Consider the following 18,173-nt stretch of genomic DNA (forward strand, 5'->3'; position numbering starts at 1 on the left):
TCCGAGGGCTGTCTGTGTTACTGCAATGGAGAAAACAGTCCCTGCTACGAAAATAATTATAAAAACCTCGGTCACCCGGGGGAGATATTCTTCTTTCAGACGCTCGATCATCAAACCAGCTCTCGAAATAGGAAGGGGTTGAGATCAGCCGTTGACGACCATTTCTTCTACCAGTCCACAGAGTATATGTCCCATTGTCATATGGACCTCCTGTATCCTGGCAAAATCATCGTCCGGAACGATCAGACAGACTTCGGCTGTACCGGCCATCCGCCCACCATCCACTCCGGTAAATGCAAGGGAGGTCATACCGAGATCTGAGGACATTTCGAGGGCCCTCAACATGTTGGGAGAGTTGCCGCTTGTCGAAAGGGCCAGCAGGACATCTCCTTCGTTTCCCAGGCTCTCGAGCTGTTTCGAAAAGACTTCATCGTACGAAAAATCATTTGCGAGAGCCGTGACGACCGAAGAATTGACTGTAAGAGCGAACGACTTGTACCCTTTGATCTTTTTCCTGCGGAACCTGCCGACCAGTTCCCCTGCGATATGTTGAGCATCGGCCGCGCTTCCACCGTTGCCGCATGTGAATATTACGTTCCCCCGCCTGATCGCGGCAGCCATTATCTCCGCCATCCCGACGATCTTTTCGATCTCATCGGATGGAAGTCTCTCCAGGACCTTCTTCAACGCGTCCAGCTCAGTCCTGACCTGTCCTGTATAATCATCTCTGTCCATCTATCTTCCTATTTCGTTAAAACAATGATCGAAAGGATAACGGTCCCCATCGTCACAAAAGAACTGAAAATCGACCCGAAGACCCTCGATTTGGACCTCTTCACGATTATCACATCACCGCGGTTCGGGCGCGTCTGGCCATCACCTTTTCTTTCATGTCCGTCAGGCGAATATATAACGACTCTGTTGATACTTCCGTTCTCGGTCGGGCCTCCCGCGAGTCCCACATACTGGGCAACGGTCCAGTCTCCCTCATACATAAACTTCCCCGGCAATTGCACTTCCCCCCCCACAGCTACCGTCTTGCTGATAGCAGGGATATGAAGCATATCGCCATCTTTGAGCGACAACTCCCTCGTCTGAATCGGAGGTATATAATCCCTTAGATCGAGTCTGATTATCTCCCCGTTCTTCCGTTCTATCGAAGCGGCGCTGAAGTCGACATCCGGCTGAAACTGCCCCACCCTGGCGAGAAGATCCGTCAACCCTTCTCCCTCGGTGATATAGTAATGCCCCGTCTTCCGCGTCGCGCCAAAGACATACACTCTGCTGGTCCCTGTCATTCCGTCCATCACATTTATCTCGTCCCTGTCTCTCAGGACTATCTTGCCGAATTCCGATCTGGCCACAGGCCCCGTCAGTACCGAACCGTCATCCTCCACCCTGCTCAGAAGTATCGTGTCTGAGAATGCTTCCCCCGAAAATCCGCCGGCCAGCCGGATAATATCAAGGACTGTCTCTTCGGGAAGCATCTCGTATACTGCGGACCTGTTCACACTTCCACGCACGACCGTATGGAGGTCTGCCACCGGCACATGTATCCTGTCCCCGTTTGACAGGACAGGATTCCTTGAGAAATCACCTTCGAGAACGAATTTGAGGATGTCGACGCTCAACGTGTCCTCTCCGCGACAGAGCTGCACTCTCCGGTTGGAACCCTTCGAATTGATGCTGCCTGCCAGTTCGATCGCGTCCGACACTCTCTGCACAGCGGTCACTTCCACCGCCCCCGGGACGGCGACCTCGCCGGTCACATAGACTTTGAATACCCTGGGTTGCTGCAGATAGCAGCTCACCTCGATATTCTTGAAATACATGTCGATCTTTTCTGAAAGGACTTCCCTGAATCTGGTCATAGTCAACCCGTCGGCATAAATCCCGCCTACTCCGGGGAAAAACACATACCCTTCGGGAAGAACGACAAGTTGAATAGCTCTGGGCTCCGGACCTGTGATGTTTACAAGAAGACGGTCGTATGGGCCCAGTATATACTCATCGGGGTCTACAGCCTGCTCGAGCCGGGGATGCTCCAGGCCCGAATACATAATACTTCCTGTCTGCTCCTTCTCGGCGGTCTTCCGAACGGCATCACTCTCGGAGAGGGCTCCATCTATCAGGGTTCCTCTCGCTGACTGTGCGATTGCAGCACTGCCGCTGACCAGAACGCAGACGAATAACAGAAGGAAAATCGATTCCTTGAATAATTTCATTTCATCAACCCCGTTCGGACAAAAGCCTTCCCAGAATGTCAGGAAGGGCGTCGAAAACCTTCTTCTCGCTCTCGAGATCCTTCGTGCCCAATTGTGCCAGATGTTTCTTTCCTCCTCCTCCTCCTCCAGCGATCTCACCCAGTTCCTTTACAAGGAGGTCGGCCTGCACCCCGGTTTTAAGAAGATCATCTGTTACGGCGACTACATAATGCATCTTGCCTTTTGATGGAGCAGAGAAAACGGCTACTCCAGAAGCCACCCTCTCCCTGAAAACATCGGCCTGGGCCCGAAGACGTCCGGGATCCTGCACCGGTATGCGTCCCGCGACGACCTTCACCCCTCCCACATCGACTGCTTTTTTCAGTATAGCGTCAAACCCTCCACCAGCCTCTCCCTTTTCAAGTTCCTTTATCGTCTTTTTCATATTCTCTATCTCACCGAGAAGAGAGGTGATCCTGGCCGGAAGCTCTGCTGGACGGGCGTTGAGGAGTCCTGCCGTTTTTTCCTCTTCATCCATCCTGCCATGGATGAATTCAAGGGCGGCCGCCCCGGTCATCGCTTCGATCCTTCTTACTCCAGCGGCGACGCTGCCCTCGGCGATTATCACAAAGAACCCGATTCTGCCACTGTTATCCAGATGCGTCCCGCCGCATAACTCAGTCGAGACCTTACCAGTACTGACTACCCTGACTTTTGCACCGTATTTCTCGTCGAAGATCGCAATAGCCCCCGACTTTACAGCAGCCTGGTAGTCCATCAATTCCGTATTGACCGAAAGCAGATCTCTTACCCAGCCATTTACCAGGTCTTCTATCTCTCTCTTCTCTTCAACGCTGACAGCCTGGAAATGATTAAAATCGAACCTGAGGCGTTCCCCGTCCACCATCGAACCAGCCTGCGCGACATGTTCGCCCACGACCTGGCGCAGTGCTGCGTGGAGCAGGTGGGTGGCTGTATGATTACTGGCTATGGCCAGCCGCCATTCGCTGTCGACTTCGAGAAGGGCGCGTTCACCTTCAGCTGTCAGCATTTCCAGATCAGGGGATGGATCTTCGGGCTCGACGAGGTGCACTGTGTCGCCCCCTCGCTTGAACACGTCACGGACCATCATCTGAATACCCGCTATCTTTACCTTTCCCCTGTCGGCCATCTGCCCACCGGAGGTCGCGTAGAAAGGAGTCTTGTCGAAAACAAGTTCGAGTGCGCTACCTGACCGATCGTCCCAGTTCACGTCTTTCCTCTCATCCCTGTCTGTGACCCTGTAACTCCTGAGAATCCCTTCCCCGGTCAAACCGTCATATCCGCTGAAAACGGAACTTTCACCTTCCGTCACTGAAATCATATTGATGATCCCTGTCCCGCCCGTCACAAAGCTGCTGCTCTCCTGGGCGCGCTTTCGCTGAAGCTCCATCGCTTCTTCGAAACCTTTCTCATCTACAGAGAAACCTTCTTTTCCGGCCAGGGCTGTAGTCAGTTCCAGGGGAAACCCGAATGTATCATAGAGTATGAAAGCTTTTTCTCCTCCTATGACGTTTCCGCCTCCCTCCCTTACCGTGGCCAGTATCGATTCGAATCTGCTTTTTCCATCTTCGAGAGTCCTGAAAAAACTCTCCTCCTCGGAACGGACTATTCTCTCTACATCGGCACGGCGGCGCTCCAGTTCAGGATATGCATCACGCATCACTTCCGCCACGACGCTCACCAGGCCTGTCAGAAACGGACTGTCGATACCGAACATATGAAGCCGTGTGAGTGCCCTCCTCAGAATACGCCTGAGAAGATATCCGCGCCCCTCGTTCGACGGATAGATACCCTCCGACAATGTAAAGGTAAGCGCACGGGCATGATCCGCGATCATATTGATATCCATCCGCTCGGCGTGGCCGATACTTGTCCCTTCCGGCAGACCGGCGATCACGGCATCTATGATCGGGGAGAACACATCTGTATGAAAATTGTCATCCACACCCTGCATGATCATCGCGATGCGTTCAAGGCCGGCTCCCGTATCTATCCCGGGCTTGTCGAGCGGCCTGTATTCACCGTTCTCATCAAGAAAGTACTGTGGGAAAACGAGGTTCCAGAATTCGAGGTACCTGTCGCAGTCGCACCCGGGAGCGCATCCCGGCTCACCGCAACTCTTCTCTTCCCCGGCATCGTAATATATCTCGGAGCAGGGGCCGCATACACCTGTCGCCCCGACCGGTCCCCAGAAGTTATCCTTCTTCCCCAGCCTCACTATCTTCTCAGCCTCGACTCCCACGTCCCTGTTCCATATCTCGAAAGCTTCATCATCTTCCCGGTAGATACTGACGTACAGCCTGTCCTTCGGCAACTGGAGGACATCCATCACAAATTCCCAGGCCCATGCGATAGCTTCCTTTTTGAAATAGTCGCCGAAGCTGAAGTTGCCCAGCATCTCGAACAAGGTATGATGGCGCAGAGTCTTTCCGATATTCTCGAGATCTCCGGCCCTCAGGCATTTCTGAACACTGACAGCCCTTGTGTATGGCAGGTTTTCCGGCTGTAGATAAAAGTCCTTGAACTGGACCATTCCAGCTGAATTAAAGAGAAGTGTGGGATCGTTCTTCGGCACAAGGGGCGCGCTCGGCACTTCTGTATGCCCTTTTGCCAGAAAGAAATCCACGTAGGCTTTTCTTATATCATCTGCTGTCCGTATATCTGGGTTCATCCTGCTCTCCGGAAAATCCACCTCTTAGAATATCACAACATATATCTGATACGATCGCGCCGCTGTATCCCCTTCTCAGAAGATATCCCCGCACTCTGGACGCGACCCTGCGTAAATCAGTCTCCCGCATCCTCGAGACTCTGTCTTCAGCCAGCTTGAGCGCGACCCGTTTTTCCTCTTCCCCGGAAAAAGCATTATCGACGACATCATCGATTATCCCGGAAGAAATGCCGGCCTCCGCCAGTCTCATCCGAACCAGTCCGGGCCCTGCACCACGGAATCCTGTCAGGTATCCCGAAAGCTCTGAAGCGAACCTGCGGTCGTCCAGATAGCCCTTCTGACGAAGCGTATCGACAATATAGTCAATTACTTCAGGATTTTCCAGGCCTTCATCCCGAAGAGCTTTCCGGACCTGTTTCTCGCTCCGTTCCCTCCTGGCGAGAAAGCCGCAGGCGAACACAAGGCCGGCTTCCATCGCCGCAGTCCCCTCGAGTTCTTCGATATCGTCAGGAGAAAGTGCAAGCCCCTCTTCCAGAAACCGCGCGGCGGGAGTCTTGTCCAACAATAGAAAAGTCCTCTCGCCTGTCGTGATTATCTTTCTGAGTCTACCTGACTTCCTTTTGACAGATGCTACTTCCTCTGCCGGTACTACCTCGGATGTCACTCTTTCTTTTCACCCTCCGGCTCCGGGGCCACAGCCTGTCCGATACCGTAATGCGCCTTGACTTCCTTCTCTATCGAGTCGCGGATATCTGTATTTTCCTTGAGGAATATCCTTGTATTATCCTTACCCTGCCCGAGCCTCGTGTCGCCATATGAATACCAGCTGCCCATCTTTGTCACGATACCCGAATTCGCCCCCAGCTCAATCAGGTCTCCTTCGAAACTGATACCCTCGTTGTAGAGGATCTCGAACTCCGCCTGCCTGAATGGAGCCGCGACCTTGTTCTTTACGACCTTCACTCTCGTCTGGTTGCCGATGACGGAATCCCGGTCCTTGATCTGCCCGATCCGCCTGATATCCATTCTGACCGTGGAATAGAACTTCAGGGCGTTTCCACCTGGGGTCGTCTCCGGGTTACCGAAGAGCACTCCTATCTTCATACGTATCTGGTTCGTGAAGATCATGCACGTCCTCGACTTCGCCACGGCCCCTGCTATCTTGCGCAGAGCCTGTGACATCAGCCTGGCCTGCAACCCGACGTGAGTATCACCCATCTGCCCCTCGATCTCGGCCGACGGTACCAGCGCGGCGACCGAATCTATCACAACGACATCTATGGCGCCGCTTCTTATCAGGACCTCAGCTATCTCGAGCGCCTGTTCGCCAGTATCCGGCTGTGATATGAGCATATTATCGACATCCACACCTATCTTCCTTGTATATCCGATATCGAGAGCATGCTCTGCGTCGATAAATGCTGCTACTCCCCCCATTTTCTGAACGTTTGCGACGATAGAACTTGTCAGCGTCGTCTTTCCCGAACCCTCCGGCCCATAGATCTCTATTATCCGGCCTCTGGGCACGCCACCGATTCCAAGAGCGATATCGAGAGCTAGGCTCCCCGTTGGAATGGCCTCGATCTTCTGATGAGCACCCTCTTCGCCGAGCCTCATTATCGAACCACGCCCGAACTGTTTCTCTATCTGGTCGACAGCTAGTTCGATAGCCTTATCCCTGTCTTCCGCCACCTTCACAGCTTTTTTTTCCGTTTTCTCTTTCGACTTCTTCAACTTCGGCCTCCACTTCATCCCCCGATTAACAGCTGCTGATTTATCTTCCCCTACCCCGCAACCGTGTGCCGGTCAATGTGCCTTTATACCATCAGGCCGAATTTAATTCAATGAAATTCAATTCCGTAGATGGTCAGGGCTGTCCACGGCCGGACGAAAGGTCAAAACGCGCGATCTCTTCGTATTCCGCGCCACCTCGCCCCAGTATGCTGCGAATCAGCAGAAAAGAGTCGACAACACCCGACGTACCTTCAGGCAGATCGGCAAAGTCCTGGAGAAGGCCCCTTACCCGCGGATCTAACCCGGTCTTGACCCTGGCAATCGTGAGATGTGGCTTGAAAGGCCTTTTTTCCCTTTCGAATCCCAGATACTCTACAGCTCTGTCGACCGCCGAAGCAAGAGAAGCCATCTCCCCGGCTCCCGCATCCATACCGTAAAAAAGCACTCTGGGCCTGTTCAGGCCCGGGAAAGCGCCGAACCGGGAATAGACGGTCCCGAAAGATGAAAACATCTCCGCGACGCTGTGTCCTGCCGCTACAAGCGGCTTAATAAGGACTGGATCAGTCTCTCCGAGAAATTTAAGAGTTATATGAAAATTGTCGGCACTGACCCATCTCCATGGTGCGGAAACAAGCCCGGACGATTCAATGGAGGCAATAACAGCCCTCTTTATTGTGCCGGGAACAGGTACCGCGAAGAAAAGTCTCATCGTCCGCCTCCAGCCGGGAAAGGAACAGTGTCCAAAGACCTGATCCCTCAGACATTGAAACGAAAGGAGATGATATCTCCGTCTCTGACCACATATTCCTTGCCCTCCAGGCGGGCCTTGCCAGCAGCTCGAAGGGCTTTCTCATCACCGAACTCGCGCAATTCACCGTACGACATCGTCTCGGCCCTTATGAATCCACGTTTTATGTCGCTGTGGATCTTTCCGGCCGCCTCAAGGGCTGGAGTGCCCTTTTTGACAGGCCAGGCCCGGACCTCATCTTCTCCGACGGTCAGAAAACTGATCAATCCCATTGCGGTATAGCAGGTCCTGACAAACAAGTCGGCCGCACTCTTCTCGAGTCCCAGTTCGTTCATGAACTCCTTCCGGCTTTCATCGTCGAGGCCGGGCAGTTCTTTCTCTATCTCCGCGCAGATTGCGATCGAAGTGACCGGGCAATCGCCTCCACATATTTCCGATGCATCGATCCCGAGCCTGTTATCATCCGTATTGAATACTGCAATGACCGGTTTCATGGTCAAAAGGCCCAGTGACCTGACAATGTCCAGTTCGTTTTCGGAAAGATCCGCATCTGAAGCGGATCGATCGTCTTCGAGGACCTCCTGCAGCTTTACCTGGACCTCAAGCTCCGCCTTTCTCTCCTGCTGAAACTTCGATGGCTTTTTCACTTCCTTCATCAGCCTTTCAATCCTGGTAGTAACCAATTCCAGATCGGCGAGCAGAAGTTCGCCCCTGAGGATCTCCAGATCCCGTAAAGGGCCTTTCTTTTTATCTTGATCTCCACCGTCGTCCCTGTCAAAAGCTCTTATGACTAGTGCTAGCATGTCGGCCTTTCGAGCGGCTCCAAGTATCCTTCGCGACATCGCGAGTCCCTCGGATGTCAGGGGATCTATCCCCGGAAGATCGAGACATTCGATCGTTGCGTTTGTTACCTTCTGCGGATCGTAATAATCGACAAGCCATTTGAACCTTGGATCCGGTACTGAAACGACAGCCTCATCGACCGAACCCTGTTTTCCGGGTGACGGTTCTTTTCCGCTTACCGCGGAGAAAAGTGTAGTTTTTCCCGATTGCTGCAATCCCGTGAACGCTACTATCATCCTGAATCTCCTGTTATACCTTGAGAGGCCCAAGCCTTTCATATTCTTTCACCAGAAAAAGCCTCAACAGATCGAGGGCCTGGTAAACCGTTCTCAACCTCACCTGTTGCCTTTCACCCGGCAGGTGCATCTTTCTGCAGAAGGTGCCTTCCGGAGTGCTTAATCCTGTATATACAAGACCGACAGGTTTTTCAACCGATCCGCCGCCGGGCCCGGCGATCCCCGTAGTAGAAAGGGCCAGATCGACGCCGGTCCTCTGTCTCGCACCATCGGCCATCGCGACACAGACCTCCATACTGACAGCGCCGACACTCCGTATCAGTCCCATGTCAACGCCGAGCCTTTCAGCCTTCGCCTCGTTACTGTACGTTATGAACCCCTCCATAAAGGATTCGCTGGCTCCGGGCACAGAGACGATCGCCGAAGCGAGCAGCCCTCCCGTAAGGGATTCCGCCGTGGCGATGCTCCTCTCCATGGAAAGAAGTCTATCGACCACGACCTGCTCCATGCTCAAATCATCGGCTGTATATATATAACTTCCAAAGAGACCCCGCAACCTGTTCATCTCGTCTTCAGATACAAGATCCTTCCATATGTGAACAGCTATCCCGGCAGGACCCGCGATGATCGATACATCATCCATCCTGTCAGCATCGAGGACACCGCGCAGGATCTCCTCGGCCCCGGTCTCCATCATGCCGTAAATTCTTAGTGTTTCCCTTCCTCTTACCCCTGCGATTTCAAGTCTCGGCAGGATCGATTCCCTGAAGATCGCCTCCATCTCGGCGGGCACTCCGGGAAGTAAAAACAGACTACTGCCGTCTTTTTTAACTACCAGCCCATAAGCGGCTCCGATCCGGTTTGGAAAGATCTCTGCTCCCAGGGGAATATTGGCCAGATCCCTGTATCCCTCCGGCATCTCTCTGCCGAACTTGCAGAACCGGGCCTCGATACCTTCGACAAGGTCTTCTCTTCGTTCGACTTCTCCTCCAAGCGCCAATATAGCCGCCTGCCTTGTCTTGTCGTCTACGGTCGGGCCGAGTCCCCCTGTGACGATCGCGACTTCACTTCTCGCCAGAGCCGCGTCCATCTCCATCGAGATGATCTCGAGATCGTCGGGAATGACTGTTATCCTTGACGGCTCCATCCCGATACCGGTAAGTATCCCTGACAGAAGACGCGCGTTGTCCTTACGGGTCTCCGCCCTGAGTACTTCGTCGCCGACAGTGATTATCTCTATTCTCATCACTGGATCTCCATTTCAGGCAAGGGGGGCGTTATGTTGCGAGGCTCTGGATCAATGATCATATAAGGCTCGTGAAACGCATCAGCAGATAGAGAGCAATGAAGGAATAGATGCCGGCAAGAAAATCGTCTATCACCACTCCATAACCTCCACGGAGCCTCTCGGCCCGTCCTACGGGGAAGGGCTTGGCGATATCGAAAAACCGGAACAGGAAAAAGCCGGCGACCCCGACCTTCCAGTCAGGCTGTATCATAAAGAGCGTCACCTGCATCCCGACCACCTCGTCGATGACTATCTTCGAAGCATCCTTGCCATAATATCCCTCCATGACAAAAGCAAACCATATTGCGAAAGGGACCGTCACCACAAGCGCCAACGGATGAGTGAGATAACCGCCTCCAGGCACAAACAGCCAGACCAGAAGCCAGACCATGCATGCAAAGGTGGCAGGTGCGATGGGAAAAAACCCTGTATAGAAAAACGAACCAAATAAAGTTATGAGAAATCTCTTCAATGCTTCTCCTTCGAATAAGCTCAGAAGAGGATAACCGTACAGTGTCACTGCAGCAAGGACTTTTATACCCTGCCGCGGTCGACAGGACAGAACCCAGCAGTCTCACTTCGCTTTTGTGATTTATCTGGAAAACTGTTGCCCGGACAGGCCGACATCATGAAAGATTGCGCAAAACACCTTTCGCGACAGCCTTGAGCGTATCGAACACACCCGGGCCCTTGACCGCGACGGCCTCGAACGACGGGTAGTGCTTGGGATTGAGCTCATCCTCGAGTTCAGGCACTTCGAGCGCATCGGGAAGGTCTCTCTTGTTGTACTGGATGGCGTATGGCAGTTCATCCAGCTTTAAGTTGTATTCCGCGAGATTCTCATGGAGATTGTACAGACTCTCGATGTTTGCGTCATACCTGCTGTTCTGTGAATCCGCGACGAACACCACTCCGTCGACTCCCCTCAGGATCAGTTTACGGCTTGCGTCGTAATATACCTGTCCGGGAACCGTATAAAGATGGAAACGAGTCTTGAAACCCTTGACCGTGCCAAGCTCGAGAGGTAGAAAATCGAAAAACAGAGTCCTGTCCATCTCTGTGGCCAGTGTGATCAGCTTGCCCTTCGTGTCGGGGGAGACCTTGTCATAGATATACTGGATGTTGGTCGTCTTCCCACAGAGCCCCGGGCCATAGTAGACTATCTTGACGTTGATTTCCCGTGACGAATAATTGATAAGCGACAACTTACATCCCCCTAATCCGAGAACAGACTGTCTATTTCGAGTTCGGCTTCTGCCGCAAACTCCTCATTGAACTCTGAATATTCTTCATTCTCATATTCAAGTTTATCGTAAAGTCCCCTGATGACCGAAGAAAGGTTGTCCACGGCTTTCTTCGTCCGGAGACGTACGAGGCCAAGTGTCGTTTTCTTGTCGAACAGGACGACAAGGATAATATCTTTCTCGACCCGGGCCAGATACATACTTTCATTACTGCCCTGGTGATAGAGGGTAGAAAAATCCTTTTCGCCGATCAGTTTCGCCAATTGCGCGTTCGCTTCGAAATCCGCGGCACAGAGAGACGCAAAACTGTACATATCGAACTGAGGCTCCTCTCCCACACTGGCAATCAACTGCCCGGTCTTATCGAGGAGGATAACGCTCGTCGCGTTGGAGTTCTTCAACAGCTCCTGGATGGTAGTATTGATCGCCCAGTAATCCTCTTCAAATACCTTCCAGTTTGTTCTGACCATTTTCTGACTCGCTTTCCCTTGCCTTCAGGATTTCCTGTCGACTTTCTAGATCTCTTCTCTGCTTTCCAGAGCTTTTGATATCGTTCCCCGGTCGACAAACTCGAGTGAACTTCCGAGAGGTATTCCCCTCGCCGGTCTCGTCACCCTCACTCCCTCACCACTGAACATCTTCGATATGTAGAGCGACGTCGTATCGCCTTCGATACTTGGATTCGTCGCGATTATCAACTCTGTGATACCTTCCTCATCCACCCTCGTCTTCAGGGAGTCGAGATTCAGATCTTCCGGTCCGACTCCATCAAGTGGTGAAAGAACTCCGTGTAAAACATGGTAGCGGCCCCTGAAATTTCCCGATCCTTCAAGAATGTAAATGTCGGATGGCCGTTCAACGACGCATAACAGGCCCTCCGCTCTTGCCTTGTCGGAGCAGATACCGCAGATTTCGCTTTCTGCATAGTTTCCGCATCTTTTGCAAAATCCGATATTCTCTTTGACCTGCTGAAGTGTTTCGGCAAAATCCCTTACCTCTCCATCTTCCATGTCGAGAACCGCAAACACAAGTCTGCGAGCCGTTTTCTCTCCTACTCCGGGCAGTTTCCTGAAATGATCGATCAGTGCCTGGAGCAGGGGAAGCTCATGTTTCATCACTATCTCCCTTGTTTTAAGCAAGAATCTTGCCTCATTGTGCCGAAACAGGGTTAATAAGGGGTAACTGCTGCAGTAAGCTTTGGAGCGCGGAATCGTCAGAAGAGGCCGGGGATAGGTAATCCACCTGTAAGCGAACTCATCTCGCCCTTAACCATCTCATCTACTTTCGACCTGGCCTCGTTGACTGCGGCAGCCACAAGTTCTTCCAGCATCTCGACATCCGCAGGATCGACTACTTCCGGATCTATATTCACAGAAATGATCTCATGTTGTCCGTTCATCACTATCTTGACCATTCCCCCACCCGAAGAGGATTCAACGGTCCTCTCGGCGAGTTTAGCCTGCATCTCCGCCATCTTGGTCTGCATCTGCTGAGCCTGTTTGAGCAACTTACCGATATCCTTCATTCCCCGGTCCTCCTGTCAGTCCTTGAATAGTTCTCCATCGAATTCTTCTATGAGACGCTTTACGATCGGAGCGTCCTGCACAAGCTCTTCGAGTCTGTTATTCTGCCTGGAAGCATCCTTACCCGATTTTGTTTTACCTGATCCGGCCCCATCAACAGCACCGTTTTTTACCGGTTCCCCTGTAATAACGAAATATTTTCTGCCAAAAAACCTCTCGAGCTGAGATTCGATATATCTCTTGTTCTTTTCTTCTCTTATCATTTCGCAGGCAAAACGGTTCTGCGGACTGAAAGAGAGGCTGAGGCGGTCCCCGTCCAATCCCGAGACCCGGGCAGACATGAGCCAGATCCCCAGAGTCAGTTTTGCCTCTCTGACCTGGGCCAGGAACCTCTCCCATTGCTCCGGACCACCAAGTCTGGAAAGCGCGGGGTTGTCATGTTCCTGCGATCCACAGCTGTTTTCATCGAGACGGGCATATTTCTTTTTTGGTGTGGAGATGTCCGAAGAATCCACATTATCATCCGCAACCGATGAACGTTCTGCGGACGATATACGGTCTATAGAAGCGCTCCCTGATGGTGGCCCCGGTATCTCCGAAGCGGTAGATCGTCCTTCTTCCCGCGAAGGTGGGGCGGTTTTTCTCTGAGAAGGCCCGCCCGGGACTTTTGCTCCATCACCGGATCCTGAACCTCTACTTCCGCCATCCAGCCTGCCAAGCAGCTCTGAAAGTTCCACAGCACTCTCCCAGGAAGCTGCCTCGGTCACGGACGCTTCGAGATGATATCTCGGATGGCTCGCTCCCTTGAGTTCCCGGTATGCCCTTGCTCCCTGCCTGAAAAGCATCAGGAGGTCTTCGGTGTTGAAGGCCGAAACGGTCCTGCTGAGCTGTTCCATTTCTGTACTGGTAAGATCCAGCGCACGCGTCTCACCCGGCCCACTTACACTGAGAACGAGAAGATTTCTGATCCCCTCCAGATAGGCGAGGAAGAATTCCTCTATATCCATACCCGACGATACTACGGAATCGACTATCGCCAGGGCTCCTTTCCTGTCTCTCGTCGCCACAGCGTCGAGAAGAGACTGGATAGTCCTGGAATCGACCAGTCCGAGAACACCTCGCACGGTCTCCAGATCTATTTTGCCATCCGAGGCTGAGATACACTGGTCCAGCAGACTCTCAACGTCACGCATACTCCCGTCCGCGCGACGCGATATCATCATGAGAGATTCGGGGTCAAAGTCTATTTTTTCCGCTTCGCATATCATTTCAAGCTGACCAGACAGTTCGGATAGCTCGAGCCTCTTGAAATTGAACCTCTGGCATCTCGACAGTATCGTGGCCGGGACCTTGTGCGGTTCGGTCGTCGCGAATATCAGGTAGACGTGCGGTGGAGGCTCCTCGAGAGTCTTGAGCAGAGCATTGAATGCCTGCGGTGTAAGCATATGGACCTCGTCGATGATATATATTTTCGACGCGCTCTGCGAAGATGCATACCCGATCTTCTCCCGGAGGTCCCTTATCTCGTCGATGCCACGGTTCGAAGCACCGTCGATCTCTATCATATCGAGATGGGTTCCCTCATTGACGGCCGTGCAGGACGGACATTTGTCACAGGGTTCACTCCCCTGCCTGTCCTCGCAGTTTATCACCTTTGCGAGAAGCCTGGCGGTCGATGTCTTTCCACATCCACGGGGTCCCGAGAAAAGATAGGCATGAGCCAGCCTGTCCTTTTCAACAGCTTTTTTCAGAGTGAGCGTAACATGATCCTGACCGATCACGTCCGTGAAGGTCCTGGGGCGCCATTTTCTTGCAAGTACGAGATAAGTCATCGCCCGGACACCTCTTCGAATAATTGAGACCGTGCACCCGGAATCGAAATGCATCCCCGGCTCTTGTGACGGGGTTAGCTCCTGCCAGGCAGGTCCGCGGCACACAAGATTGACTGTTTACCGCTGCTACCTTCCGGTCCTGACGGGGTTGACAGGTTCTCGTTGCGCGGGTCCTGGTTATCAACGCCACTTCCCGCCACCGATCGCACGGGAGCCACAATCCCTCAACCGGGAATTCAGCCCCGCTATAGCGGATTGCGGGTGCAGGGCACCGCTAGTTCCCCGCCTAGCACGATCTCATAAAGGATAATGGTGGAGATGATCGGAATCGAACCGACGACCCCCTCGTTGCGAACGAGATGCTCTCCCAACTGAGCTACATCCCCACCCCTATCGATTTTCAATGGCGGAGAGAGTGGGATTCGAACCCACGGAGCGGTTACCCGCTCAACGGTTTTCGAGACCGTCCCATTCAACCAGCTCTGGCATCTCTCCGCAACTTTTAAGCAGACCGACACATCGGCCTGAATCATGGCGGAGAGAGAGGGATTCGAACCCTCGGTGGAGTCACCCCCACACACGATTTCCAATCGTGCCGATTAAGCCAGCTCTCGCATCTCTCCGTTAAATTTCTTCGTTCCTTAATCTAGTAAAAAACTCTCGAAGAAGCAAAAGAGATTCCTCTTTCATCACTCCCCCGGTTATTTCTATATCATGACCGTACAGACCTCTATGCCCGAGGTCGTCCACAGAGACACAGGCGCCGCTTCTCGGTTGATTCGCGGCGAACACTACCCTTTCGACTCTGGAAAGAAAAAGGGCTCCGAGGCACATGTGACAGGGTTCCACTGTTACGTAGACCGTCGCGCCATCGAGCCGCCAGTCACCCACCGCTGTTGAGGCCTCCCCAAGAGCAAGCATCTCTGCATGGGCAGATACCAGAGACCTCGTCTCGACCTCGTTATGCCCCCTGCCGATAATCCGGCCATTGAGAACAACGACAGCACCGATAGGTACTTCACCCTGCTCAAGACCTGTCCTGGCCTCCTTCAGGGCCTCACCCATCATCCTGTCATCCATCACTGCCCCGTTGCGACCTTCTCCGGGATCGCTTTCACGAGAGCTTCTATCACAAGAACCAGGACGTCCTCGAATGGAGGCGCCGAGAATACATCCTTGCCTGAAGCGGTCCTGCCGGCTATTCTCCTGTCGAATCCACCCGTGGAATTTTGTATACGGTCTCCCTCGGTACGTATAGCTTCCTTGTAATTCTCGTCAGTTGCTTCCCACATGATCCGGCCTGAACCCGGGGCTACCATCGATAAAGTCATGCCCACCTGAGTGGCCGATGCTGTAGCGCTTTCCCGATAGTCTGCCTCGTCCTTGTTCCAGAGATATACTTCAGAGATAAGTATCATATCAGGATTCAGAGACAGGATCGCTTCCCTGAACTCGTCACTTATCGTTTTGTTTTCCATCCAGTTCAGTCTGAATTTCCCGATCGAAGTGCTGAGTCCGGCTCTGCCGATGGCACCCCTGAATGTATTGGGCGATATGAAGACATAGTCGCCTCTTTCACTAATGAATTCCCAGATTTTTCTGTCCACAAGGATCTCGGACTGCCTCGTCGGATCATCACCCGGTGTTATTGAACTTATCGTCGGAACGACCAGGATGGTCATGACCTTTGCCGAATCGAATTCGGGATCGATTGTGATCACTGAAGGGTGCTGACGCTGGCATCCACCGATCAACACAAGTATTGCTGAAATAACAAAAACATACCTTTTCATGACCTTCTCCCTTTCAGGTAATTCAGGTTTTCCAGTCCGGAAATCCGCCTTTTTAAACATAACAACGCGAACGTAGTGTTGTCAATATCTATTGGGAATGCGTGTTTTGTACTATAAAATACAATGAGAGATATCTCGATAGACGCACATTACATTCAAAAAACAGGCAAGTCACCTTTGCGATGGAGGGTGAAGATGATAAAGAAGTTGTCAGCTCTGGTTTTGACCTGATGGAAACAAAAAGGACAACCTGACCACAAGGGCCTGGCTGTCCTTTTTCTCAAAAACCCGAGACTTCTCTATTCTATCAGACCTGGTATCGAGGCCAGCATCTTTTCCTTTGCTATCAGTCTCTGCCATTTCATTTCGACATCCTTCTCGATCATGTCGATGTCTTCATCCTTCAGGTGACGGAATCTCCCCTGTGACTTCATATAATCTTTGACGGAAGAAGGTTCGAAATCCTTCCAGACCTCGAGCTTCTGCCCTTTTTCAGTGATCTCAAGCAGAGGATATACCTTCGAAGTCACAGCATTCCTTGCGCTCTTGACCGAAAGTTCGGGCGCCATTTTCCACCCTGTCGGACAGGGAGCAAAGATCTGGATATACTTCGTACCCCTGATACCCTTGGCTTTTTTAACCTTTGCCATGAAGTCATGAGGATAAGCGGTCGACGCAGTGGCGATATATGGGATCGAATGCGCCGCCATGATGTCGATCATGTTCTTCTTCGGCTCCGTCTTGTAATTCGTCACAGGTGTGGTAGTCGTCCATGCGCCTACCGGTGTAGACGAGCTTCTCTGGATACCCGTGTTCATATAGGCCTCGTTGTCGTAACAGACATATATTATATCGTCGTTCCTCTCGGCCGCTCCGGACAGGGCCTGCAGGCCGATATCGAATGTGCCGCCATCCCCGGCCCAGGCCATCACAGTGGTCTCTGTATCTCCCCGCATCTCCAGTCCGGCCTTGAGGCCCGAAGCAACTACCGCCGCTGTCTCAAACGCCGTATGATAAATGGGCAGATTTACGGCGGAGTGGGGAAAAGTCCCGTCGATGACCGCCCAGCAGCAGGCGGGAATGACCAGCGCTGTCTCCGGTCCCAACACTTTCAGCGCGAAACGCATGGCTTGGGTGGCACCGCATCCCTGGCAGGCAAGGTGGCCAGACCCCATCAGCTCTTCCAATGGCATTGTCGCTGGCTTCATTTCTTCACCCCTATCCAGTTAATATATCTTTCCGGCTTGTCGTCTCCGATAGCCTTGTCAGCTATCTCCCTGACGACCGATGGTGTAATGTCACGCCCGCCGAGTCCGGCGATGTACCCGACTATCGGAATATCTGTCCTTCCATAGAGGGCGCTCTTGATCTCCTGATAGAAGATGCCCCCATTACCGAAGGAGATGTTCCTGTCGATCACGGCGACCTTCTTTGCTTTCGAGAGGACTTCAAAGACCTCTTCGAATGGGAAGGGGCGGAACACCCTTATCTTGAGCGAACCGATCTTGATCCCTTCGTCACGCATCTGGTCGATGACAGCCCTTGTAGTCGAAGATACGGTACCTGAAGTGACCAGTATCGTATCGGCGTCATCACACTTGTACGGCTCGATGAGTCCATATCCACGTCCAAATATCTCCTCGAACTCCTTGTCGACCCTCTTGACCACTTCGATCCCCTTTTCCATCGCTTCCTGAATCATGTATCGCAGCTCCATGTACACATCAGGGGCACCAAGGTTACCGAACGAATGGGGGTCTTTAGTGTCTATCTTTATATCGGGCTTGTATTCGGGCAGGAACTTGCGGACATCTTCCTTCTTTATAATATCTACTATCTCGTATGTGTGCGAGAGGAAGAAAGCGTCAAGCACGATCATCACAGGCATCTGCAACTCTTCCGCGATCTTGAAAGCCTGTGGGATCGTATCCTGTGTTTCCTGGTTGCTTTCGCAGTAGATCTGTAACCAGCCGACATCCCTCTGAGACAGGGAATCGTTCTGGTCGGTCCATATC

General features: G+C 52.6%; 18 protein-coding genes, 3 tRNA genes and 1 other RNA gene. All 22 read right to left on the minus strand.

The features are described 5' to 3' along the window. Nucleotides 1–144: 144 nt before the first annotated feature. On the minus strand, nt 145–735 hold the full coding sequence (locus KOO63_00745; GenBank protein ID MBU8920365.1) for an SIS domain-containing protein: 591 nt from the start codon (nt 733–735) through the stop codon (nt 145–147). 8 nt (nt 736–743) lie between these two features. Continuing rightward, on the minus strand, nt 744–2,225 hold the full coding sequence (locus tag KOO63_00750) for an SLBB domain-containing protein (protein MBU8920366.1): 1,482 nt from the start codon (nt 2,223–2,225) through the stop codon (nt 744–746). Between the two features lie 4 nt (nt 2,226–2,229). Further along, entirely contained in the window at nt 2,230–4,917 is a 2,688-nt protein-coding gene (gene alaS, locus KOO63_00755) for an alanine--tRNA ligase (GenBank protein ID MBU8920367.1), read from the minus strand. Beyond that, nucleotides 4,889–5,581, minus strand: a complete 693-nt coding sequence (locus KOO63_00760; GenBank protein ID MBU8920368.1) for a RecX family transcriptional regulator — start codon at nt 5,579–5,581, stop codon at nt 4,889–4,891. The genes alaS and KOO63_00760 overlap by 29 nt, the downstream gene beginning before the upstream one ends. Next, nucleotides 5,578–6,669 (minus strand): recombinase RecA, encoded by a 1,092-nt coding sequence (gene recA, locus KOO63_00765; protein ID MBU8920369.1) that lies wholly within the window; start codon nt 6,667–6,669, stop codon nt 5,578–5,580. Before recA ends, KOO63_00760 begins: the two co-directional genes overlap by 4 nt. Nucleotides 6,670–6,784: 115 nt before the next feature. Next, nucleotides 6,785–7,360, minus strand: coding sequence for an RNA 2',3'-cyclic phosphodiesterase (thpR, locus tag KOO63_00770; GenBank protein ID MBU8920370.1), 576 nt, complete (start codon nt 7,358–7,360; stop codon nt 6,785–6,787). 47 nt (nt 7,361–7,407) lie between these two features. After that, nucleotides 7,408–8,478 carry a YchF family ATPase gene (locus tag KOO63_00775; protein MBU8920371.1) on the minus strand — a complete coding sequence of 357 codons (1,071 nt, stop codon included), beginning with the start codon at nt 8,476–8,478 and terminating at the stop codon, nt 7,408–7,410. 13 nt (nt 8,479–8,491) lie between these two features. After that, nucleotides 8,492–9,724 carry a nicotinamide-nucleotide amidohydrolase family protein gene (locus KOO63_00780; protein MBU8920372.1) on the minus strand — a complete coding sequence of 411 codons (1,233 nt, stop codon included), beginning with the start codon at nt 9,722–9,724 and terminating at the stop codon, nt 8,492–8,494. A 58-nt stretch (nt 9,725–9,782) separates the two neighbouring features. Beyond that, nucleotides 9,783–10,238, minus strand: a complete 456-nt coding sequence (locus tag KOO63_00785) for a phosphatidylglycerophosphatase A (protein ID MBU8920373.1) — start codon at nt 10,236–10,238, stop codon at nt 9,783–9,785. Nucleotides 10,239–10,392: 154 nt separating this feature from the next. Beyond that, nucleotides 10,393–10,971 (minus strand): GTPase domain-containing protein, encoded by a 579-nt coding sequence (locus KOO63_00790; protein MBU8920374.1) that lies wholly within the window; start codon nt 10,969–10,971, stop codon nt 10,393–10,395. An 11-nt stretch (nt 10,972–10,982) separates the two neighbouring features. Further along, nucleotides 10,983–11,480, minus strand: a complete 498-nt coding sequence (locus KOO63_00795; GenBank protein ID MBU8920375.1) for a roadblock/LC7 domain-containing protein — start codon at nt 11,478–11,480, stop codon at nt 10,983–10,985. 45 nt (nt 11,481–11,525) lie between these two features. After that, the gene (gene recR, locus KOO63_00800) at nt 11,526–12,125 is read right to left on the minus strand and encodes a recombination mediator RecR (GenBank protein MBU8920376.1); all 600 of its coding nucleotides are present in this window, start codon (nt 12,123–12,125) and stop codon (nt 11,526–11,528) included. Between the two features lie 98 nt (nt 12,126–12,223). Next, a complete protein-coding gene (locus KOO63_00805; protein ID MBU8920377.1) occupies nt 12,224–12,535 on the minus strand; it encodes a YbaB/EbfC family nucleoid-associated protein in 312 nt (103 codons plus the stop codon). A gap of 15 nt (nt 12,536–12,550) precedes the next feature. Further along, nucleotides 12,551–14,365 (minus strand): DNA polymerase III subunit gamma/tau, encoded by a 1,815-nt coding sequence (gene dnaX, locus KOO63_00810; protein ID MBU8920378.1) that lies wholly within the window; start codon nt 14,363–14,365, stop codon nt 12,551–12,553. A gap of 29 nt (nt 14,366–14,394) precedes the next feature. Continuing rightward, nucleotides 14,395–14,660: signal recognition particle sRNA large type (gene ffs, locus KOO63_00815), an RNA gene on the minus strand. Between the two features lie 15 nt (nt 14,661–14,675). Continuing rightward, nucleotides 14,676–14,751, minus strand: a tRNA-Ala gene (locus KOO63_00820). A gap of 18 nt (nt 14,752–14,769) precedes the next feature. Next, nucleotides 14,770–14,860, minus strand: a tRNA-Ser gene (locus KOO63_00825). Nucleotides 14,861–14,897: 37 nt separating this feature from the next. Continuing rightward, nucleotides 14,898–14,988 (minus strand) — tRNA-Ser (locus KOO63_00830). A 1-nt stretch (nt 14,989) separates the two neighbouring features. Continuing rightward, a complete protein-coding gene (locus KOO63_00835; GenBank protein ID MBU8920379.1) occupies nt 14,990–15,445 on the minus strand; it encodes a nucleoside deaminase in 456 nt (151 codons plus the stop codon). After that, entirely contained in the window at nt 15,445–16,158 is a 714-nt protein-coding gene (locus tag KOO63_00840; GenBank protein ID MBU8920380.1) for a hypothetical protein, read from the minus strand. Before KOO63_00840 ends, KOO63_00835 begins: the two co-directional genes overlap by 1 nt. 299 nt (nt 16,159–16,457) lie before the next feature. Beyond that, nucleotides 16,458–17,366, minus strand: a complete 909-nt coding sequence (locus tag KOO63_00845) for a 3-methyl-2-oxobutanoate dehydrogenase subunit beta (protein ID MBU8920381.1) — start codon at nt 17,364–17,366, stop codon at nt 16,458–16,460. Further along, a partial coding sequence (locus tag KOO63_00850) for a hypothetical protein (protein MBU8920382.1) occupies nt 17,363–18,173 on the minus strand: 811 nt, incomplete at its 5' end. The genes KOO63_00850 and KOO63_00845, both read right to left, overlap by 4 nt.

The sequence above is a fragment of the Candidatus Latescibacterota bacterium genome, from assembly GCA_019038625.1.
Lineage (GTDB): Bacteria > Krumholzibacteriota > Krumholzibacteriia > Krumholzibacteriales > Krumholzibacteriaceae > JAGLYV01.